This is a genomic window from Paenibacillus glycanilyticus, assembly GCF_051200795.1.
Taxonomy (GTDB): domain Bacteria; phylum Bacillota; class Bacilli; order Paenibacillales; family Paenibacillaceae; genus Pristimantibacillus; species Pristimantibacillus glycanilyticus.
Genome location: NZ_CP195155.1, coordinates 2,290,887 through 2,312,647, shown reverse-complemented (window position 1 = coordinate 2,312,647; position 21,761 = coordinate 2,290,887). Strand labels below are relative to the sequence as shown.

The following is a 21,761-nucleotide window of genomic DNA, read 5'->3' as shown; positions in this document are numbered from 1 at the left end:
ACCTCCGCTGACCGCAAAAAGAAAGGCTTCTTCGATCAATTACGGATCGAAGAAGCCTTTCTTAAATTCTGTATAAATTACTCAACAATAGCCTTAGCTTTTTTCTTGCGGTTGAACAATTCATAGACCATCGGTACGAAGATCAAAGTCAGCAGCGTCGAGCTGATCAGACCGCCGATAACGGTGATCGCCATCCCTTTCGAGATCAGGCCGCCCGATTCGAAACCAAACGCCAGCGGCAGAAGCGCGCCAACCGTAGCGATAGCGGTCATCAGGATTGGACGCAGACGAGTGCCCGCTGCTTCAAGCAGCGCTTCGCGAACGGTCAAGCCTTCTTTTTGCTTCTGAATGACGCGGTCTACGAGTACGATCGCATTCGTTACCACGATGCCGATAAGCATTAGCATACCGATCAGAGCGGTCACGCTGATTGTCTCCCCCGCGATCCACAAGCCAACCAATGCACCGATAACGGTGAACGGCAGCGAGAACAGGATGGCAAACGGTGTAAGCCCTCCGCCGAATGTAATAACAAGAACCAGGTAAACAACAGCGATAGCGGCAAGCATAGCCAAGCCAAGCTGCATAAACGATTCTTGCATGTCTTCCGTTACGCCGCCCATTTTGATCTCAACGCCTGCCGGCAGCTTCATGCCGTCAATCGTTTTCTGAAGATCCGAGGACACGGCGCTAACATTGGACGATACCACGTCAGCCGTTACTTCCGCATTGATGCGGTCGTCAAGACGGGTAATCGTGTTCGGAGACTTGCCTTCTTCAATGGTAACGACATCCTTCAGAGCTACCTCTGCGCCGGTAACAGGCGATTTAAGCTTGACGTTTTCCAGGTCGGACTTTTCCTTGTACGTCTTTGTATCCACTTTAACGTATACATTTACGTCTTCATTGTCTTTCTTGATTGTCGTCAATACCGGATTTTCTCTAACCGGGCTAAGCGCCATTGCCACTTGACCGGCAGTCAGGCCGTATTGGCTAAGCTTCGCTTGATCCGCTACGATGCGGTATTGCTCATAACGCTCGGAGAGGCTCGAGTCCACTTTCTCCAGATCTTTATTTTCTTTCAGCTTGTTCATCAGATCGGCAACAACGGGATCAAGCGAATCCATATCCGGACCGTATACGACCATCGAGATCGTCGACCCGCCTACGCCGCCGCCAGCACCGAAGTTCTGCTCTTTCCATTCGCCTTTGCCGCCCAGCTTCTGAAGCAGCGGAACGATCTGGTCCTTCTCTTCGGAGAAGTTCTTCATGTCTTCATCGTAAGTCAGGTTAAACAAAGCTTGCTTCGATGCGCCGGGGCTCATCGGATTCTGTCCGCCTACCGCGTACTGCACGATATCAATGCCTTCGCGCTTCATCAGTTCTTTTTCCGCATTCAGCGCCATTTCCTCAACCTGCTCCTTCGTTTCGCCCGGAGCCGGGTTGTAAGTCACGATCATCGACTTCTGCTCATCGCCAGGCAGGAAGCTCATGCCGATCAGCGGCGTTAGCGAGAGGCTGCCTACAAGCAGAACAATCGCGATAAGGGAGGTAACGACTTTATGGTTAAGCGACCATGACAGAATGCCTTTGTACCAGGTTGCCAGTCGGCCATGCTTGTCGTGGTCTACAGCCTTGCCTTCCTTGATGCCGTTCTTGAACATCATATGAGCCAGCATTGGTACGACGGTAATCGCAACAAGCAAGGAGGCGAGCAGGGCGAATACGACGGTCAAGGCAAACGGCGTGAAGATCTCGCCAACCATGCCGGATACGAACGACAGCGGAAGGAATACGGCAATCGTTACAATCGTCGAGGACATGATCGGAACGAACATTTCGCGGGTCGCATCCAGAATCAATTCTTTGCCTTTCAACCTCTCGCCTTTAAGCGCCATACGGCGGTACACGTTCTCGATAACGACAATCGAGTCGTCGATAACCCGCCCGATCGCGATTGTCATGGCGCCAAGCGTCATAATATTAAGCGTAATATCCATCCGGCTCAAGATGAGCAGCGCAATCAGAATCGACAATGGAATCGATACGACAGCAATAATCGTGGAACGGATGTCGCGCAGGAAGATCATGATGATGAGCACCGCGAACAAAGCACCGATAACCGCTTTCGTGATCATCGTCTCAACCGATTTCTCAATCGGTTTGCCTTGGTCGAGCGTTGTAACGATCGTCAGGCCATCGTTCTTCTCTTCCATAACCTTAATGGCATCCTTCACGTTGTTAACAACGTCAACCGTATTGGCATCCGCCGCTTTTACAATGTTAATGCCGATGGAATCCTTGCCGTTCGTGCGGGATACCGATTCCGCTTTGCCTTCAACCGTCAGCTTCGCCACATCGCTAAGCTTAACGTTCGGCATCAGAATCAGATTGTTCAGATCTTCTTCCGTAGATACGTTGCCGTCAACAACTACCGCTTTCTCGGTATCGCCGAACTCGAAGATCCCAAGCGGAGCTTTCATTGCGGAGGCTTGAATGATGCCTTTTACGGCATCTTCAGTCAGGCCAAGCTGCGCAAGCTTAGCTTGATCGAACGCAAGCTGCCCTTGCATCACGTTCTGGCCGGAAATCTGAACATCCGCCACGCCAGAAATCCCTTGCAGTTCAGGCAAAACACTGGAGTTGACCAGATCGGTCAGCTGCGCCAGATCCTGCTTGTCGTTCGCGAAGCTAAGAGAAATGACCGGGAAGGCATTCAGGCTGATCCGGGATACATCCGGATCTTGCGCTCCTTCAGGCAATTTCAAGTCGGCAAGAAGGCTTTTTACATCGCTTTCCGCCTTATCCATATCGGTACCGAATTTATATTGAATGATGACCGACGATGCATTCTCGAAGGAGGTCGAGCTGACGCTGTCTACCCCTTCCATATTCCGTGTCTGCTGCTCGATTGGCTTCGTAACTTTCTCCATTACTTCTTCCGGCGCTGCGCCGGGCAGCACCGTGGTTACGCTGACGATTGGCACCGTAATGTCCGGCAGCGTCTCCATCTTCATGTTCAGGCCGGAGTACAGGCCCGCGAACAGGACGATAACCGTCATGATCCATAAAGCAAATTTGTTATTCAGCGAAAACTTGATAATGCTCTTCAAACCTTCCCACTCCTTCTCTATTATCTGCTCTTGCTCTTACACTTTGAACCTGTATCCGACGCCCCATATCGTCTCGATATATTGCGGGTTCGACGGGTCATGTTCGATTTTTTCACGCAGCCTCCGAATATGAACCGTTACCGTAGCTGCGTCGCCGTTTGAGTCAAGACCCCATATCCGCTCAAACAGCTCCTCCTTCTCAAAAACCCGGTTAGGATGGGAGGCTAGAAGCAGCAGGAGATCATACTCCTTGGAAGTCAGCATGGCCTCCCGGTCATGAATCGTAACTCTTCTGGATGTTTTATCGATCATAAGACCCCGGATTCCGATCTGCTCGTGACTCTCGCCCCGCTCGGCAGTCAGCCGCTCGTATCTGGCTAAATGCGCCTTCACCCTTGCCACCAGCTCGCTTGGACTAAACGGCTTCGTCATGTAATCATCCGCGCCTAGACCAAGTCCTCTGATCTTGTCGATATCTTCCTTCTTCGCCGTTACCATCAGCACCGGTATATTCTTCGTCTGCCTGATCTGGCGGCAGATTTCGAATCCGTCCAGCTTCGGCAGCATGACATCCAGAATGATCAGATCGTAGGAGCCGCCCAAAGCCTTCTGCAGCCCGACGTCTCCGCGCCCTTCAATCTCGACGGCAAAGCCGTGGCTCTCCAGGTAATCCCGCTCCAGCTCGGCAATGGCCTTCTCGTCTTCAATGATTAGTATGCTCTTCATGCTCTATCACCACCATTCTAACCGGCTCCGCTCTGGGGAGAAGGAAGCAGAATCTTGCTCCTCCGCCTTCCGCATTTTCCGCCCAGACCGTACCGCCATGCCCTTCAATAATTTGTTTGACAATAGCAAGACCTAACCCGCTTCCACCCGTCTCGGAGTTCCGGGATTGCTCTGCCCTGTAGAACCGGTCGAAGATATACGGAAGATCTTCCTTCTCAATCCCGGGTCCCGTGTCCTCGACGGCAACGAGCACATCGCTTCCTTTCTCCCGAACCGATACCGTAACCCTCTTGTCCGCGGATTCCGGGAGCTGGCCCATATACTTCTCGCTGTTGTTCAAAATATTCGTCAATACCCGTCCAAGCTTGTCCGGATCGGCCGCGATAAGCAGCTGCTCGCCGGGAGGAGCCTCAAACCTGAGCTGCACGCCCGACTTTTCCAGATCAAACCGCTGCTCCTCCAGGTAATGCCCTAAATATTTGACCGAATCGATCGTTTTGAAATCAAAGGCTACCTTGTGCAAATCCAGTTTGGAAAACAAAAATAATTCGTCAATCAATTGATCCATGTCGTTAGCCTTGTGATAAATGGTCTCCATATAACGCTGGCGCTTCTCGTCCGTGTTGGCGATGCCGTCCATAATGCCTTCCACATAGCCTTTAATCGCGGAGATCGGCGTCTTCAAATCATGCGAGATATGGGATAGCAGCTGCTTCCGGTTTTCCTCGTATTGCAAGCTTTGATCGATGGACTGCTTGAGCTGGATCCTCATCGCTTCGAAAGCCGCGGCAAGCTGGCCAACTTCGCCTTTGCTCTTAACAACAACCTTTTGCGATAAATCGCCGTCTTTGATCTGCAGGGCAGCCGTCTTCAGCGCATGAATCGGCCGAATGATGCTTCGGGATACATAATAGGTCAGAATCAGACTGGATAATCCTATAAACGCGATAAAGATCAAAGTTCCAATGGGCCTCCAAAGCGGCGGCACCACATCGTAACGGCGAAGCAGCAGCATCTGTCCGTTATGCCCGTCCGGATACCGAAAGGCGATATCGTTGACTTGGAACTTGAAAGCTCTGAAAGATACCGTGTCCGGGGACTTGTCAAACAAACCTTGCCAATCCTCATGCGGTGACAGTTCCTTCAAAAATACCGGAACCTCCGTTACGATTCCATCCTTCGTCATAATGAGGCCCGCCCATTGGTCAGCCAGCCTACGCTGAAGCTTATCTGTATAAGCAGGGGACGACAGCTTGTCGGTATCATTCTCGAGAACGTATTTCAATTCACCGTAAATAAGGGACTGGTTCGTCTTCTCCTCCTTCTCCACGCGGAAATATTCCCTCAAATCCTGCATGCCTCCGGCATAAAGCACAAACACGACAAAACCCAAGATCAAGACCATCGGCAGAAAAACCATGGCCAAATACGACATGTACAGCTTCACTCGTATGGACAACCGTACTCACCCTGACTGCGGAAGTTTTGAATCTATCGTTTATCATAACCGTGAATTCTAAACGAACTCGAAAGCATTTCTTACAAAGTTCTTACAAATGGCTCCTCATTGCAGGAAGAGTTACGATAAAGACGGAGCCATGGCCAAGCTCGCTTTCCACAACAACGGTGCCCTGATGCATCTCGACGATTTTTTTCACCAGCGACAGCCCAAGTCCGCTTCCCCTAACCTTGCGGCTTCTTGCCTTGTCTGATTTGAAAAAGCGATCGAAAATAAGCTCGTGCTGATCGGCGGCAATGCCAATCCCGGTATCTTTGATCCGGAATTCCACAAAGCTCCCTTTTCGCCTTAAAGTAACGTCAATCTGACCGCCTTCCGGCGTAAACTTGATGCTGTTGCTGATCAGATTAATCCAGACCTGACTGAGCAGATCTTCATCGGCTTCCACGTAAACATCGTCCAGATCCGCATTAAGTTCAATGGATTTCCCCGTCCATTGCGGCTCGCAAGAAAGAATAAGCGTTCCGAGCTGTCGGTCCAGCCGGTAACGCTTAGGCTCAAAGGGATGCTTCTCCGAATCCAGCGAGGCAAGCCGGAGCAGGTTCTCGCTGAGCTTGGACAGCCTGGAGCTTTCACCTTCGATAATACGCAAATATTTCATCCTGGTGTCAGAATCAAGCGACTGGTTCTGCAGCGCACGCGCAAATCCGCTGATGGAGGTAAGGGGCGTCTGGATTTCATGCGAAACGTCGGAAATAAACTCCTGCCGAAGCTCCTCCAGCTTCTCGAGTCCGTCCGCCATGAGGTTAATCTCGTCAAGAATTTCCATGTACCTTGGATCCATCTTGCCGAAGTTGAGACGCACCTTGAAATCCCCTTGAGCAATCCGTCTAAGCGCTTCTCTCATCGAATTCGTAAATTCCTTCTGTCTCTTATGGAAAAAGAAGAAGCCGATCAACTGGATCACAAGCCCCATCAAAAAGAAACCGCCCAGCAGATTCAACAGTTGAGCGACATAATGATGTGGAGTCCAATCGATTTGGTTGTATAGCCAGTGACTAAAAAAATAAACGGCAGTCCAGCATGCCGTAACAAATGAAAGCATGAGGCTGAATTGGCCTATTCTTACGAGAACTTTAAGTACAACCTTAAGCTTCTCCTTCAACCCTGCACCTCCAGACGATAGCCTAGCCCGCGAATCGTCGCAATTCGGAACGTATGCAGCGCTTCGGGGAATCTTTCGCGCAGCCGATTGATATGGACATCCAGCGTCCGTTCGTTCCCTTCGAAATCATACCCCCATATTTCTTCAATGAGCTGCCCGCGCGAGAACGATTGCCCCGGATAGCTGGCCAGCTTGAACAAAAGCTCGAATTCCTTAAGCGGAAGCGTCATGCTCTGCCCATTGACTTGAACGGCATAGGTTTTCCGGTCAAGAGTAAGATCCCCCGCCTGAACGGTTTGCGAAGAAGCGATCCGGTAACGCTTAAGCAGCGCCTTCACCCGCGCGATTAACTCCAGCGGTTCAAACGGCTTAACCAGGTAATCATCGGCGCCCAGCTCAAAGCCCTTCAGCTTCTGGGCCGTCTCCCCCTTCGCCGTCAGCATAAGCCGCGGCAGATCATAATGATCGCGGATCTCGGCGCATAACTCCCAGCCGTCCATGTTGGGCATCATCACGTCCATAATGACGAGATCCGCTTTGGCCGAATCCAATATTCTCAAGGCATCCAGCCCGTCACAGGCTTCCAGCACCTCAAATCCTTCAACCTTCAAGTAATGGCTGATTAATTCCCGAATATGCAAATCGTCGTCGACGACCATAATGCAAGCCATGTTCATTCTCCCTTTCTTTACGAGATTTTCTCTAAACGCAATTGCTGGTTGGCGAATTCGCGGTACAGCTCATGGGACTGCAGCAGCTGCTCATGCGTGCCTCTACCCGTAATCGTTCCCTTCTCGACAAACAAAATTTGATCGGCATCCACCACCGTGGATAAACGATGCGCAATAACCAGCGTTGTACGTCCAACCATCAGATTGTCCAGAGCCCGCTGCACGACAATCTCCGATTTGCTGTCCAGGCTTGAAGTCGCTTCATCCAGCATCAGTATTTGTGGATCGCGCAGGATGGCCCTTGCGATTGCAATTCGCTGGCGCTGCCCGCCGGACAGCTTGATGCCGCGCTCGCCGACCTCCGTCTCGTACCGGCCCGGAAGCTCATCGATAAAGACATCCGCATACGCCATTTTCGCAGCCAGCTCTATTTCTTCATCGGTTATCGTTCTGCCCGTGCCGTAAGTGAGATTATCACGAATCGTCCCGGCAATAATCGGGCTTTCCTGCGATACGTAGCCGATCTTGCTGCGCCAGTCATGCAAGGACAACTCGAAGATATCCTCCTGTCCGATCCGGACCGTTCCTTGCTGCGGTTCATAAAAACGTTCAAGAAGAGAGAACAGGGTTGTTTTCCCGCCTCCGCTCGGACCAACAATCGCCGTCACCGTACCCGGCTGTAGCGTAAAATCGATATTCCGGAGAACGTCATCCTGCTCGCCGTATGCAAACGCGACGTCCTCCACCACAATCGGCTGCCTTGCGTCCAGCAATGGACGGCCTTGGCGGAAAGACTCTTCATCCGAATGCAGGGTAGCGATAATCCGCTCCGTCGCTCCGATCGCCTTCTGCATTTGCGTGAAAAATTGCGAAATCTGGTTAATCGGGAACACGATCTGAATCAAATATAGAATAAAAGCGACTAAATCGCCTGCCGACAGCTCGCCTGACGATACGCGCATTCCGCCGTAAGCAATAATCAGAACAAGCATCCCCATCATGACCAGTCCTACAATCGGGAAAATAATTGCCTGCAGCTTGCCTTCCCGAATGCCGAGAGCAAGCAGCTTTCCGATGGAACGCTTGCCGTTGTTATATTCATAGTCTTCTGCATTTGATGCTTTTACTAATCGGATTTCCGACAGCGCCTGATCAAGCACCGTCGTAAAGGCTGCGGTCTCGTCTTGGAGCTCTCTAGAAATCTTCGTCATCTTCCGGCCGATCGGAATAAAGATCAGCATCGCAACCGGCACGGCGGTCAACATTAGCAGCGTCATTTTCCAATCCAGGAACAGAAGGATCGTTACCGCGCCAATAATCGAAATCAATCCGTTAAAAAATCCGGTCAAATGCTCGGTAATCAATCCTTTGACGACTCCCGTATCATTGATTACCCGGCTTACCGTATCCCCTGTCCGGTGCTTATCGAAATAGGGCACGGTCAAGACTAGCAGCTTCTTCCATAATCGGTCGCGCAGGCTTGCGACAACGCTTTGCCCAACCCGGTTCAGCAAGTAGATGGAAACCCCCGATGCCGCCGCTTGCCCAAGAAAGGCCAGGCATAGCCCAATAATCTGCATAGTGCTTATATCGGTAATGGAAAAGCTGTCCACCACATTTTTCGTTAATAAAGGTACCGCCAGCCCAACAACGGTAGAGATCACGCTTAATCCTATGGCGATTCCGAGCAGCCATTTCGAAGGTTTAGTGTCGAGCATCAGCTTCAGAAACGGACGCCAGCTCCCTCCGACATTACGCTCCTTCTTCTCTTGTCTCATTAATTTCATCCCTCTCCTGCCAACATTCTAGTCTTTCTGAAGAATACTACGGCATTGTAAACCCAATTTAAACAAAAAAACGCCAGAGCAGCAATTGCTCTGGCGGGTTGCATTCTCGTTATAAAGGCTTGTCTTATTGGGAAAGGCGAAGAGCCAGGTTGTACATTTCCATATTAAACGGCTTCTTGGAATTAACGACTTTATCAATATCCGTCGTTACCAGCTCGCCGCGGACAATACCGCAGGCTTTGCCGGACTCACCTTCCATCAGTTGATGAACGGCAAAGTCGCCCAGACGGCTTGCCAGAATCCGGTCCATCGCCGTTGGCGTGCCGCCGCGCTGAATGTGACCCAGAACCGTTACGCGAGGCTCCAGTCCGCAGCCCTTCGTAATTTCTCTTGCCACGTCTTCACCGCGTCCCGCACCTTCCGCAACAACTACGATACTATGGCGTTTGCCTTTAGCAAAGTTGCTCTCCATGCGCACGGACACTTCAGCCATGTCGATAGGCACTTCCGGAACGATGATCGTTTCCGCGCCGCTCGCAAGACCCGCGTACAAAGCGATATCCCCGCAATGACGGCCCATAACTTCCACAACCGACGAACGTTCGTGCGAAGACATGGTGTCGCGGATTTTGTTGATCGCGTCGACTACGATGCTGACAGCGGTATCGAAGCCAATCGTGAAGTCCGTAAACGGAATATCGTTGTCGATTGTACCGGGAAGCCCCATCGTCTTAATGCCAAGCTTGCTTAATTTATTAGCGCCTTGATAAGAACCGTCGCCGCCGATAACGACCAGACCGTCAATACCGCGTGCACGCAGTACTTCAGCGCCGCGCTGCTGTCCTTCAAGCGTCGTAAACTCTTTGCAGCGCGCCGTTTGAAGAATCGTGCCGCCGCGTTGGATAATATCGCCTACGCTGCGAAGATCCATCTTGAAGAGGTCATCATTAATCAGACCTTGATAGCCGCGTTGAACGCCATATACGTCGAGACCATTATACAGAGCGCTCCGGACAACGGCGCGGACCGCCGCGTTCATGCCTTGAGAGTCGCCTCCGCTCGTTAATACAGCAATAGATTTTACAGATGACATAATCATTCCTCCAAGTAGTTTTATCTAAACCTGTTGTCTTCGAATCCAGATGCTGTTGACCAAAAAAAACAGGCGGGTAAGCGGGCTGTTCTTCATCAGCTTGCGGGATGCGGCCAGCACATCCGACTGGGTCCGGACCTTGGGATCGGATAGGTAAAGGGCTAGCAGCCCTTCGATTACAAGCCGGTGAAAGCCGGCTGAGGGGAGTTTTTTCACATCTTCCCTGGCCCTATTAACAATCGTGACAATCCGTTCTACAAGCTGCTGCTGACTGTCGTAATAATGACAGAAATTCAAATCGCCGCCGGCTCGGTCTTCTTCCTGATCGATCAAATAATCGAGCATGATATGAAGGCCGCACACATGCGGAAAATATATATTTTTAATTGCTTCCGCGTCTTCCGGACGTAGCGTCTTGTCGCTCGCCGCGGTAAACAGCATAAACATGCCTAGCGTCGAGCCCGTCGCGGCTGCAAATTCATTCCAATATAAATCGGGAAACCTGTGGGCATGCGGCTTCCACCAAGCGAGAAGACTCTCCTCGCGCAGGTCCTTGCGGATATGCTTATACACCTGAAGATCGGTGTACAAGCCAACAAGCTCCGTAACATACGGCTGTGCCGAAGCATACGAAGGCAGCATTGACACACAGTGTTGACATAAATTTACCAAATGATGCAAATAACCGCCGTCGTTCCGTTCCTGGCGCAAAGCGTAGTAATCCTTTACCGCTGCTGACGGGTCGACCGCATCCAGCATCGATTGATGGAGCAAACGGAAATCATCCGGATCCAGCGAAGTGCTCCGGTCGCACAGATTGTCCAAATAATCGCTGATCGTCTGCAACGCCACTATTAGCGGGATGAGAACATACCGCTCGTCCAAATTCATAGACGCGTAAATCGCGCCGCCTTGGCAATGAAACTTCTTGCTGTCCATGCTCTGAAGGGCCTGCGACCTAAGCTCGGGATCCGGAATCTGCTCGGCCAGCCTGCGCAGCTTGCGCAGCTCGATATTCACTTCAGGCAATATGTACTTGTAGACGCGGTGCATGAGCTTTAACGGGCGTTCGGGTACCCGATTGCCGGACAAAGTCGTTACTCTCACAACGCACCCCTTTCTAAGACAGCCTTACGTATGCCGGCGGGAATCCAGCTCCTGATTTGTGCGGTACCAGATATGCAAGTCGTTAATCCGGCTGGCGTATTCGGCAATCTCCGCGTTCAAACGGCAGGACTCTTCGAAGTTCTCTTCCTCGTACAATTGATTCTGCATACGGTTAATAACTCTCTCAAATTCCATAACCCGATCCGGTATTGTTCCCCTAATGAGCTCCCAACGTTCCACGATGTCCAGCTGCTCTACGGAAGAATACTGCTCCCAGTCCGCTTCGAGCACCGGCAATGCGATTAAGAGCCGCTCATTCCACTCAAACCGATACATCAACATTCGTGAACCTCCAGACAATAATGTACCATTTCGACAAACAATAATCCAGCCTATCATGCTATACTGTTAAACAATGTTGTTTTGATAAGTACATGCTTACGAAGTAAGAATTATCGCGAAGAACGCGCGTTAATTCTTTTCAGGAGGAAAAACATATGGATCACTCAGGCAGCGAGACGCCTTCCGCGGCTACGGTCAAACGGGATACGCTTTCGCTTAGGGCCTTCAGCTTTGCGATGTACTCCACGCAGGCTCTGCTCATCTCTTACATCCCCTTATATTTTATGGATCAGGGGTTCTCGGCGCATCAGATCGGCATTATTTATTCGACCGGCCCTTTTATCTCTATCTTTGCAAACCTCTTGCTAGGCATGGCCAGCGACAGGTTCCGGACGATCAAGAAGCTGCTTACCGTCCTGCTGTTCGGTCAGCTGGTTATGATCTCTCTCTTGTTCCCGGTTCATCACTTTGCCCTTATCTGTCTCGTCATGACGGCCTTTTATTTCTTTCAGACACCAATGAACCCGCTTAGCGACAGCCTGATCCTGCTCGCCAGCCAGCACATTAAGACACCGTATGCGCTAATCCGCATATTCGGCTCGCTTGGTTTTGCCGTATCGGCTTACCTGTTTGGTTTAATCCTGAAAGGGATTGGCACGGAATGGACGTTGCCGCTTGGTCTGGGCACGATAACCGTCACGATCCTGTTATCGTTCTTCCTGAAGGATTACCATGGCAATACCCGCAAAATCGACTTTTCGGGATTTTTCAAATTGCTTCGCAAGCCCGAAATCCTATTTTTCTTCTTCATTATATTGCTTGTGTCGATCAGCCACCGGATGAACGAAAGCTTCCTGGCCGTAGCCCTGCGGGAGATGGGCGCATCGGATTCCCAGGTTGGACTGGCTTGGCTGTTCTCCGCGATCAGCGAAATTCCGGTATTGTTCCTGATGGGCAAATACGGACATAAATTCAAAGAGCTGCCATTGCTCGTATTCGCCTGCCTGATGTATATGCTCCGGTTCTGGCTGGCTTCCGTGCTGGAGGATCCCCGTCTTGTGCTCAGCACGCAGCTTATGCACAGCGTCAGCTTCGGCATCTATTTCTCGACGGCACTCCGGTACTTGTCGCAGCTTATTCCCGACGAATACCGCTCTTCCGGCCAGGCCGTCTATGCCGTTGTATGGTCGGGACTCGCCGGCCTAATCAGCGGTACGGTCGGAGGATATTTCTTCGAGCATTTCGGACGGAGCAGCTTTTATCAAATGGGAGCCGTGCTTGCCCTGATCTCGGCGGTTCTGTTCTTCTGCCAGCATGTATTTGGACGAAATAACGCTTAAAACACAAAAAAAGAGATCCTCTCGTATCGAGATGGATCTCTTTTGCTCTTTTGCGTGCTTATAAGCGGTTGATCTTATAATTTAATGACGTTGGACGCCTGTGCACCGCGATTGCCTTGTGTAATTTCGAATTCTACCGACTGACCTTCTTCCAGCGACTTGAAGCCGTCGCCTTGAATAGAGGAATAATGGACAAACACGTCTTCGCCATTCTCTACCGAGATGAAACCGTAGCCCTTCTCAGCGTTAAACCATTTAACTGTTCCCTTCAACTTTCACTACCTCCTAAAATAACCGCCGCTTGAAACGACGAGTAACATCATTATATCTGCCTAATTTGGAAAAATCAACAAATTGTAATTCGAAGGAATTGACTGGAGCCCGGAATAAAAGGAAGCCCCGATGCCATAAGCTCCGGCTCCCCGCCGTTTGCCCTAACGGCAGCCAGCAATTCATCCATCCGTTCGTATGGCTTCCAGCCCAAGGAATACAGCGGATAGACTCTTACCTCTCCGCCCGGCTTGCACACCCGCATTAATTCCAGAAGGGATTGCTTGTGGAACTCAAAGCCAAATTGCTCGGCATATAGAAAAAGGAAATGACTGCACAGGACAAGCGAAAAAGCATGGTCTTCAAACGGAAGCTCCGGCAAGGATCCGGCTGCATACCGGCTGCGCCCTTCAGCTGACTGCAAATGCATGCGAAACCTCTCAAGCGATTGCAGCCGCCCATCGCGATGCTGCTCCAGGCTGCCGTAATAGCTCCAGTCGAAATGCTCCCTCAGCTTATCAAGCTTAGCCGTAGAGATCTCGATCTCGGCTGCCGCCTCTTCGAGCCAAGCGACTGTGTCCAACGCGTAACGGGGATCCGCAGCGGTTGCATCATATCCCCGGCTTACCGCATCCGCGGTGAACGAGGAACCGCCACCGGCGACATCCAGCACTTTACCCTTTGCCAGCTCGCGTTCCGTTAACTCAAACATTCTCGCATACTCGTCAAATCCCCGGCATGTCATTGCCACGCCAACCTGCTCGTATACCTGCTTACTCATCTCAAACACGCTCCTCATCTCGGCTCTTCTCGTCTCATCATTCCGCCTGCTTGCAGAATAGCCTAATTCTACCATCCGCTATTATTGATTTCCACCCCTAAATTTGGCTATGATGAACAGTATATCTAGGTAAGGAAAGGTGGACTTGCAACAATGTTTAAAAAACATGAAATTTTCAAAACCGATAAATACAATATGCTTACCGTGGAGGTTCAAGGCAAAACCTTGATCGTCCGCGAAATTTCCGATCAATGGGGTGAAGAGACCCATACCTTCGTCAGCCGTCCGGAAATGATGCATTGGGCGGAAAACCGGTTCAAGCCCGAGCAATTCACCGGACGCGAGGAAGAACGGGAAAATATTCTGAAAGCGCTGAAAGAGGTATAAACCGGCAGGAAATATTAACCTGCACGGCGAACACATATCGTTACAACACGGTGCATAGACAATAGACTAGCGCATGCTTTCGTAGTAATTTGCTTCGCAAATTAAAGCATATGCTTCCGAAGCAAAATTGCTATGCGATTTTTTTAGGAGGAACAAATGGGCTCCGTAAACGCAATATTTATCATTTCCGCCTTCGTGCTTGGCGGCCTTGTTATTCTTAAGCGCGATTCCATGGCGCCACACCTGCGCAGATGGATGGCAATCGTATCTATCGTCTTAATCGCATTCGCCTTTTTCCTCATTGTGTACAGCTTCTTTACACTGGGAACTTAGGACATGATTGGAAGCATCACCGGACATACTAGGACAAACTGTGTTCCCGAGGTGATCTTCCGCGAATGAAATGGCTGCCTGTCGTATTAGCGTTATGCCTTGCTCCCGGTTCGGCTTCCGCCGACGCCGGCAAGCAGGCTGCGTCATATCACCAATCATCTATATCCGTACCGAGGAGGAGTTCGATGAATCACGTACCTAAGCGTTCCGAAACCGCAGTAGAAGCCCGTTGGAAACTGGAGGATCTGTTTGCCGACCAGGCTGCCTGGGATAAAGAGTTTGCCGAGGCAAAAGCTTTGATCAAGAAAGTCGGAGCTTTCGAAGGCAAGCTGAGCGATCCCGCTCAACTGAAAGCCTGCTTCGAGCTGGAAGATGAGCTCTCCCTGCATGTTGAACGGCTTTATGTATATTCCAATATGAAGCATCACGAGGATACCGCTGAACCAACCTATCAGGCTCTGTCCGACAAAGCCAAAAAAATCAGCGTGGAAACCGGCGAAGCCCTCTCCTATATTACGCCGGAAGTATTGTCCCTGTCCGATGCCGAGCTAGACGCTCTGATCGAGAACAAGGATCTTGCGGTATTCAAGCATACGCTGGAAGAGATGCGCCGCCAGAAAGCGCATGTCCTGTCCAAATCGGAAGAAGCGTTGATGGCGCAGGTCGGCAACGTAAGCTCCGCTCCGGGTTCGATCTACAGCATTTTGAACAATGCGGATCTGAAATTTCCTAAAGTAAAAAACGAAGCCGGCGAGGAAGTCGAACTGACTCAAGGCCGCTACATTCAGTTCCTGGAAAGCAAAAACCGCGAAGTGCGCGCTAACGCCTTCCACACGATGTACGATACATACGGCAAATTAAAAAACACCCTCGCAACAACGCTGAATGCGAACGTTACGAAAAACATTTTCTACGCGCGGGCACGCAAATACCCTTCGGCTCTTGGCATGTCGCTGTATGGCGATAACATTCCGGAGAGCGTCTATACGAATCTGATCGATACGATCCATAAGCACATGCCGCTTATGTACCGTTACATGAACCTCCGCAAAAAGCTGCTTGGCGTTGACGAGCTTCATATGTACGATCTGTTCGCACCGCTAGTCGACGAGTTCGACATGGAAATCAAGTATGACGACGCGAAGAAAATCGTCAAAGAAAGCTTGAAGCCGCTTGGCGAGGATTATTTGTCCGTGCTGCAGGACGGCTTCGATAACGGCTGGATTGACGTGTACGAGAACGAAGGCAAGCGCAGCGGCGCTTACAGCTGGGGAGCTTTCGGCACGCATCCATACGTGCTGCTGAACCATAAGGATAACCTGAACAGCATGTTCACCTTGACGCACGAAATGGGCCACGCGCTCCACTCGTACTACTCGGATACGAACCAGAACTACCGCGATGCGCAGTACACGATCTTCCTTGCGGAGGTTGCGTCCACGCTGAACGAAGCGCTGCTTATGGATTATCTGCTGAACAAGTCCACGGATCCGAAGGAAAAAATGTACCTGCTGACTTACTATGCAGACCAGTTCCGCACAACGGTATTCCGTCAAACGATGTTTGCCGAGTTCGAGAAAATCATTCACGAGAAAACCGAGCAAGGCGAGTCGCTGACTCCGCAGGATCTGAGCAAAATCTACTACGACCTGAACGTGCTCTACTATGGCAAAGACATGGTTGTAGACAAGGATATCGAGATGGAATGGGCGCGGATCCCGCATTTCTACAACAGCTTCTACGTGTACAAATACGCAACCGGCTTCTCCGCGGCAACAAGCTTCTCGAAGCAAATTCTCGAAGAAGGCGCTCCGGCGGTTGACCGTTACCTCGGCTTCCTGAAGAGCGGCGGCAGCGACTTCTCGATTAACATCCTGAAGAAAGCTGGCGTTGACATGTCCTCCCCAGAGCCAATCGAGCAAGCGATGAGCGTGTTTGAAAGCTTGATTGAGCAGATGGAGGAGTTGACGAAGTAACTTTGGAGAAATGCTTGATGGGCCGCTCCGAGGACGGGAAAGGAACTCCTTCGGCCGCTGTTGGAATCGGGAATATTGAATGACACCTAAAGGTGTATTCCCGAGTTCCAAAGGCGGACGCTTAAAAGCTTTCTGAAAGAAAGCTACTTCGGAAGCATATACTTTCCTTAGGAGCTCCTTTCCCTCTCTCTCTACCCATTCCTCTCAATTGCAGACCAAAAGCTCCCTTTACTTCGTGTAAAGGGTTGGAAAGAGGAAAGACAGAAAAAGACAGACTCGGTGGTTTCGAGTCTGTCTTTTTTGTTGGCGCTAGCGCGTAACTTTCCAGTTATTCCCTGCGTCTATTTAAATATAGAAAGGGTGATGGGATGATTAATAAATGGAGATCAGGTTATCTAATCATGCTTGGCCTAGCAATATTGCTTGTTGGACTAGCCGGCTGCAAATCCGAGCCCGATTCTAGCGCTCCCCATGTTGCTTCAAACGATGGTATTGCGTACAAGGAAACTCCGTTAAAAGAAGAGAATATCGTTAAAACTTTAAAGGCAAACGGTGTCGAGTTGACGGCTAGCCCTTCAGACTCCTATTTCAAATTAAATAAAGTGAAGCCTTCTATTTATGCGCTCCCAGGCAATGAAAGAATTATGCTGTACGTTTATGACACTGCCAAAGATACGAAAAAGGCAAGACTCGATTTTGCGGAGCAAACCAAGGTCATGAACGTCAATTCGCCGCTATTTTATAACGTGAAAAACATCCTAATCCTGTACCAGCCTAACGTTAGCGGCGAACGCCCCCGAGAGAGAACCAACTACAATTCCGGCATTGAAAGCTCCATTGAACAGCTGTTAGGCGATGAAATTTATGTCCAGCATTTTAAATACTATAATGTCTCCAAATGGAAGAGCTTCATAAATAGCTTTATCAACCACCAAGCGGATCAAGTAAAAATAACATCACTTACAATTGAAGGCGATCCGATCTACATCTATCTGATCACTGACGGAACCAAGCTGCAATATGTACACGATAACAGCGAAGATGCTTTTGGAGGGAGCGATACAGGTGCCTCCAAAACGGAATGCACGAATATCAAACAGGAGAAAACCGAAGAAGGAAATATACGCTACGTCGCAACCGGATGTCAGATTGGCGATAACAGATCTATTATGACCATCCCTGAAGACTCCATGAAAAAAGACAGCGGGAGCTGATCCCGCTGTCTTTTTTATTTAATCCTGTAAAATGGCGACTGGACGGGACCAGCCTCCGCTTGCTTTTTCCACTTTGATCGGGAAGCAGCATACTTTGAAGCCGTATGGCTGCGGGATTTGGTCCAGGTTGGCCAGCTTCTCGATCTGGCAATATTCCCGGTCCTTGCCGACGAAATGGGCAGCCCACAAGACGCCTTCTCTTGGATCCTGTTTGAACGATTCCGCTTGCAGGTTGAGAGGAATATCCCATCCCCATCCGTCGGTACCCACTACTTTGATGCCTTGATCAAGCAGCCAAACGGTTGCTTCGGCCGATACCCCCGCATGCAGGAATGCATAATGCTCATGGTACAAACGTTTGTCCGCATCGCTCCGGATCAGGACGATATCAAATGGCTTTAACGTGTAGCCGATCCGATCCAACTCGGCTTTCAAGTCTTCCGTAGTAATCTCGTAGCCAGGCGGCTTAGCGCTGAAATCTAGCAATACGCCGTCGGAAAAGAACCATTCGAGAGGAAGCTCGTCAATCGTTCTGGCCGGCTTGCCTTCCGACGTTGGCCAGTAATGCCATGGCGCGTCTATATGAGTGCCCGCATGCGTATTCAAGGTTACCGTTTCCGTCGCCCACGCTTTGCCTTCCGGAAAGTCCTCCTGCTTAAGCCCAAGGATAGCCGCAGCTTGCTGCGCCCCTGCTTCATGGCTCGAATATTCGATTTTGGCAGGCAAAGGCTCTCTGATTGATGGACTGATAGGAACGCTTAAATCGATTATTTTCATCACGCAATTCTCCTTGTCTCCCGATTCAAGCCCCATTATACCACAATCCTCCAACCGCTTAGATAGAGATTCCGTTAACAAGGCAGTTTGCAAAGGTTGAATTTATACTTCGCCCCAGTAGATTTCGGTCTCATAGTCGAAGGAGATTAGACCGTTTTTCTCGGTAGCGTCAAAAAGCTTCCGAAGCTCAGCCATTAAAGGCTCATGGTTAGGATGGCCGGGCAGCGGCATGTAAGAGGAAGACGACATCCGTCCGCTTAATTGCTCAAAGTTAAGCAGGCTTAATAACGGGAAGGTTGCCTTATGGAGTTCTCCGTCTTTGAAGAACGGCGTAAGGGCGTCTTGGGAAATATTTTTGTGGCCCACCTTCTCGTAATCGATGCCGTAAGTCCGGAGCAGCCGGTCGTAGCCTTCCAGGAATGGCGTGCCGGTCGTTAAACGCGAGTTCCAGATCAGCACGGCTTTGCCGCCGGGCTTTAAGATCCGGTTGAATTCCGCTTTTGCCGCGGTACGGTCAAACCAATGAAAGGACTGGGCGCAAACGATAAAATCAACGGAATCGTCCGTAAGACCGGTCTCTTCGGCTGAACCGGGCACCGCTTGGAATTTGGGATATCCGCTTAATTGCTCAACGGCTGCCAGCCGCATATCGGGATTAGGCTCAACGGCGGTTACGTTGCTTCCCTTTTCCAAAAGCAGCCTGGTGAATATGCCCGTCCCCGCTCCAATATCCGCAATAGAGGATTCCGGAGTGAACCCGATTGTTCCGTACATATATTGAATAACCTCGTCCGAATAGCTCGGACGGTATTTGACATACTGATCAACCCGGTCGGAAAAACGCTCCTTGCTGTTCATCGATTCGTCATCTCCTAATCCATTTATTAATTATTAGAGCCATTCCAGAAATTCAAGTCGGTTTCCAAAAGGATCGTTTAGATAAAATCGCACGACTCCTTCATCAGACCGCGCATGATCATCTATCACTTGAATTCCCTCTTGAAGTAAATACTCCCGAAGCGCATTTAAGTTCTGCACCTGAAACGCAGGATGAGCTTTTCGGGCGGGGACAAAGTCGCCTTGAACCCCGATATGCACCTGGTGCGCTCCGCATTGAAACCATACTCCGCCGCGTTTCATCAGATTTTGAGGCTTTGCGATCTCTCTCCAGCCAAGCAAGTCAGCGTAAAAGCTGCGCGCTACCCGTTCACAGCCTTCCGGTGCCGCTAATTGAACATGATCGATTCCAGTGAATAAGAAAGACATCCTCCCACCACCTATTGTTTCACTAAATGAAACATAGTTTCAATTTATAATTCCATTTTATAGGAAACCAGTGCGGAAATCCAGTAGCTTCATGTTTAAAAAGGATAAAAAAAACCCCAGCAAAAGCTTAGCTGTCTTCAAGCTAAGCTTTTGCTGGGGATTGTTTAAAAGAGGGCGCCGATGGCCAAGCCAAGCAGGCCGGCGAAGACCGACGACAGGAGGTTCACCCTGTCGTTGTTCAGCGCGGCCAAGCCGCGCACCCGCTCTGCCGCCGTCCCGCAATGGACGGCGCGCTCGGTCTCGCTGCCGCATACCCGGCAGCGGTACATGGCCTGGCCGGTGGCGCCGAACAGCGAGTCGGCGAAGCATCCGGCCAGGCCGGCGGCAGCGGCGGCGATGACTACCGCCGCCGCGCCGCCTGGGGCGCTGCCCGCAGCGGCGGCAGCCTGCTGCGGGAGCGCCAGCAGCGCAGTCGCGACGCCGCCGATGAAGGCGGCGCCAGCCAGCGCTGCAAGCGTGCCGAGCGGCGTGACCGCGCCGCTCGTGCCCGGCTTTACCCGCTTGCCGGTCGTGATCGACCGCGGCGCGGTACGGCTTAGGGCCCCGATTTCCGTGGCCCAAGTATCCGCGTTTACGGCGGCCATCACGCCGATATAAGCGAACAGCCAGGCCGTGTCCGGCCAGAGCGCATTGCCCGCGCACAAGAGCAGACCGATGCCGCCATTGGCCCAGACCTGTCCGGCGTCTCGCCTGCCGGTCTTCTCGTAATTCGCTTCCGCGGCGGCTTTGGCCCGGTGGCGTTTCTTCCACTTCGACCATATGGTCGAAGATACAAAGAACGCAATAAGGCAGCCGAACCAGACCGGCTCGCCTAACGTAACAAAGCCCGTTCCCATGATCATGGCCGACCACGCTCCCGAGCCTGATAATGAGCGTGTTCGATAAGCTGCACCGGCAATCAAACCGCTCCCGACAAGACCCGCAAGCAGCCTCAGCCACCACTCGTCTACCCATCCAACCATATTCCTCGCTCCTTAGCGGCAGCCTTTCCATTCATCATGCTGCCTGTTTCCACGCTGTAAGGCTGATTTCAGCCTTATAAATCTCCGTAACTCTCTACAAAAAAAGCTTATCCAGCTAGTTTAAACTAAACCCCTGTCAGACTGGTTTCAGCCCAACAGGGGTCCGCTGCTTGCTTATGTTACACCCCAACCTGCTGCATTGCATTTTTCCAGCGGTCGGGATAATTCGTGCAGATCATCAGCTCCGGATCAAGCGCAATCAGCTTGCGGATGGAGCGTTCGTCATTAGGCGTCCAGGCCATCACTTGGATTCCCGCCTGCTTCAGCAATTCCAGACGGGAGGCGTTCAACCGGCCATGCTCGATCGACAGAAACTGGGCGCCAAGCTGCTGCAGCTCAACAGGCAGCGAATTGCGCCAGCCGTCCAGGATAAGCCCGGTTCGGATGCTGCCGCCCGTCAGCTTATGCGTATTAAACAACGTTCCGGCGTGAAACGACGTAATAACAACCTCGTCTTCCATCCCGTAATCCTTAATAAGCTGAACCACATAATCTTCAAGCTTCGGATAACGGATCCCATCCGTCTTCAGCTCGATGTTCAGACGGATACGCCCGCGGGCCTTATCGAGCACCTGACTTAGCGCAGGCACGCCTTCTCCCTTGTACAGCGGAGAGAACCAGCTTCCTGCATCCAAAGCCTGCAGCTCGGCCGCCGTCAGGCTTTTCACGTCGCCGCGTCCGTTGGTTGTTCGCTTCAGCTTGTAATCATGGATAACGACAGGTATATTGTCTTTCGATAGCTGCACATCAAGCTCGATCCACTCGATATCCGGCTCATCAATCGCTAATTGAATGGCTGCTAGCGTATTCTCCGGAGCGCGTCCGGACCAGCCCCGATGCGCAACGCATGCATTTCTCATTAGGCGCTGACC

21 protein-coding genes are annotated in these 21,761 nt (G+C 51.1%); 5 read left to right on the top strand and 16 right to left on the bottom strand.

The window, feature by feature from the left end; translation table 11 throughout:
* Positions 1 to 77: 77 nt before the first annotated feature.
* The 9 genes from ACR9FF_RS10435 to ACR9FF_RS10395 form a co-directional block, all read right to left on the bottom strand.
* A complete protein-coding gene (locus ACR9FF_RS10435) occupies positions 78 to 3,113 on the bottom strand; it encodes an efflux RND transporter permease subunit (RefSeq protein WP_435170888.1) in 3,036 nt (1,011 codons plus the stop codon).
* A 36-nt stretch (positions 3,114 to 3,149) separates the two neighbouring features.
* Positions 3,150 to 3,839 (bottom strand): response regulator transcription factor, encoded by a 690-nt coding sequence (locus ACR9FF_RS10430; RefSeq protein ID WP_127496569.1) that lies wholly within the window; start codon positions 3,837 to 3,839, stop codon positions 3,150 to 3,152.
* A complete protein-coding gene (locus ACR9FF_RS10425; protein ID WP_435170885.1) occupies positions 3,817 to 5,298 on the bottom strand; it encodes a sensor histidine kinase in 1,482 nt (493 codons plus the stop codon). The genes ACR9FF_RS10430 and ACR9FF_RS10425 overlap by 23 nt, the downstream gene beginning before the upstream one ends.
* 91 nt (positions 5,299 to 5,389) lie before the next feature.
* On the bottom strand, positions 5,390 to 6,463 hold the full coding sequence (locus tag ACR9FF_RS10420) for a sensor histidine kinase (protein WP_435170883.1): 1,074 nt from the start codon (positions 6,461 to 6,463) through the stop codon (positions 5,390 to 5,392).
* Positions 6,460 to 7,134 carry a response regulator transcription factor gene (locus tag ACR9FF_RS10415; RefSeq protein WP_127496572.1) on the bottom strand — a complete coding sequence of 225 codons (675 nt, stop codon included), beginning with the start codon at positions 7,132 to 7,134 and terminating at the stop codon, positions 6,460 to 6,462. Before ACR9FF_RS10415 ends, ACR9FF_RS10420 begins: the two co-directional genes overlap by 4 nt.
* Before the next feature lie 17 nt (positions 7,135 to 7,151).
* Entirely contained in the window at positions 7,152 to 8,912 is a 1,761-nt protein-coding gene (locus ACR9FF_RS10410; protein WP_435170881.1) for an ABC transporter ATP-binding protein, read from the bottom strand.
* A gap of 133 nt (positions 8,913 to 9,045) precedes the next feature.
* A complete protein-coding gene (gene pfkA, locus ACR9FF_RS10405; protein ID WP_435170879.1) occupies positions 9,046 to 10,014 on the bottom strand; it encodes a 6-phosphofructokinase in 969 nt (322 codons plus the stop codon).
* Between the two features lie 24 nt (positions 10,015 to 10,038).
* On the bottom strand, positions 10,039 to 11,067 hold the full coding sequence (locus ACR9FF_RS10400) for a tetraprenyl-beta-curcumene synthase family protein (RefSeq protein WP_201005091.1): 1,029 nt from the start codon (positions 11,065 to 11,067) through the stop codon (positions 10,039 to 10,041).
* A 78-nt stretch (positions 11,068 to 11,145) separates the two neighbouring features.
* Positions 11,146 to 11,463, bottom strand: coding sequence for a hypothetical protein (locus ACR9FF_RS10395; protein ID WP_201004965.1), 318 nt, complete (start codon positions 11,461 to 11,463; stop codon positions 11,146 to 11,148).
* A gap of 155 nt (positions 11,464 to 11,618) precedes the next feature.
* Here ACR9FF_RS10395 and ACR9FF_RS10390 point away from each other — a divergent pair, with 155 nt between their 5' ends.
* Positions 11,619 to 12,803, top strand: coding sequence for an MFS transporter (locus ACR9FF_RS10390; protein ID WP_435170877.1), 1,185 nt, complete (start codon positions 11,619 to 11,621; stop codon positions 12,801 to 12,803).
* Positions 12,804 to 12,877: 74 nt separating this feature from the next.
* Here the strand turns inward: ACR9FF_RS10390 and ACR9FF_RS10385 are convergent, their stop codons facing one another.
* Together ACR9FF_RS10385 and ACR9FF_RS10380 are read right to left on the bottom strand one after the other, a co-directional pair.
* A complete protein-coding gene (locus ACR9FF_RS10385) occupies positions 12,878 to 13,075 on the bottom strand; it encodes a cold-shock protein (protein ID WP_127496577.1) in 198 nt (65 codons plus the stop codon).
* 74 nt (positions 13,076 to 13,149) lie between these two features.
* On the bottom strand, positions 13,150 to 13,854 hold the full coding sequence (locus tag ACR9FF_RS10380; RefSeq protein ID WP_435170875.1) for a class I SAM-dependent methyltransferase: 705 nt from the start codon (positions 13,852 to 13,854) through the stop codon (positions 13,150 to 13,152).
* 153 nt (positions 13,855 to 14,007) lie between these two features.
* Here ACR9FF_RS10380 and ACR9FF_RS10375 point away from each other — a divergent pair, with 153 nt between their 5' ends.
* From ACR9FF_RS10375 to ACR9FF_RS10360, 4 genes are all read left to right on the top strand, one after another.
* A complete protein-coding gene (locus ACR9FF_RS10375) occupies positions 14,008 to 14,241 on the top strand; it encodes a hypothetical protein (protein WP_127496579.1) in 234 nt (77 codons plus the stop codon).
* 156 nt (positions 14,242 to 14,397) lie between these two features.
* Positions 14,398 to 14,574 carry a hypothetical protein gene (locus tag ACR9FF_RS10370; RefSeq protein WP_164775547.1) on the top strand — a complete coding sequence of 59 codons (177 nt, stop codon included), beginning with the start codon at positions 14,398 to 14,400 and terminating at the stop codon, positions 14,572 to 14,574.
* Between the two features lie 185 nt (positions 14,575 to 14,759).
* Complete coding sequence (gene pepF / locus ACR9FF_RS10365; RefSeq protein ID WP_435170872.1) at positions 14,760 to 16,550, top strand: oligoendopeptidase F; 1,791 nt, start codon at positions 14,760 to 14,762, stop codon at positions 16,548 to 16,550.
* Positions 16,551 to 16,918: 368 nt separating this feature from the next.
* The gene (locus tag ACR9FF_RS10360) at positions 16,919 to 17,764 is read left to right on the top strand and encodes a DUF4362 domain-containing protein (protein ID WP_435170870.1); all 846 of its coding nucleotides are present in this window, start codon (positions 16,919 to 16,921) and stop codon (positions 17,762 to 17,764) included.
* 18 nt (positions 17,765 to 17,782) lie between these two features.
* Here the strand turns inward: ACR9FF_RS10360 and ACR9FF_RS10355 are convergent, their stop codons facing one another.
* The 5 genes from ACR9FF_RS10355 to ACR9FF_RS10335 all read right to left on the bottom strand — a co-directional run bounded on the left by ACR9FF_RS10355 (position 17,783) and on the right by ACR9FF_RS10335 (position 21,749).
* The gene (locus ACR9FF_RS10355) at positions 17,783 to 18,541 is read right to left on the bottom strand and encodes a cyclase family protein (RefSeq protein WP_127496582.1); all 759 of its coding nucleotides are present in this window, start codon (positions 18,539 to 18,541) and stop codon (positions 17,783 to 17,785) included.
* A gap of 102 nt (positions 18,542 to 18,643) precedes the next feature.
* On the bottom strand, positions 18,644 to 19,399 hold the full coding sequence (locus tag ACR9FF_RS10350) for a class I SAM-dependent methyltransferase (RefSeq protein WP_435170868.1): 756 nt from the start codon (positions 19,397 to 19,399) through the stop codon (positions 18,644 to 18,646).
* A 33-nt stretch (positions 19,400 to 19,432) separates the two neighbouring features.
* Positions 19,433 to 19,807 (bottom strand): VOC family protein, encoded by a 375-nt coding sequence (locus ACR9FF_RS10345; RefSeq protein ID WP_435170866.1) that lies wholly within the window; start codon positions 19,805 to 19,807, stop codon positions 19,433 to 19,435.
* A gap of 164 nt (positions 19,808 to 19,971) precedes the next feature.
* A complete protein-coding gene (locus ACR9FF_RS10340) occupies positions 19,972 to 20,829 on the bottom strand; it encodes a DUF92 domain-containing protein (RefSeq protein WP_435170864.1) in 858 nt (285 codons plus the stop codon).
* 179 nt (positions 20,830 to 21,008) lie between these two features.
* Positions 21,009 to 21,749, bottom strand: coding sequence for a glycerophosphodiester phosphodiesterase (locus tag ACR9FF_RS10335; protein WP_127496905.1), 741 nt, complete (start codon positions 21,747 to 21,749; stop codon positions 21,009 to 21,011).
* Positions 21,750 to 21,761: the final 12 nt, after the last annotated feature.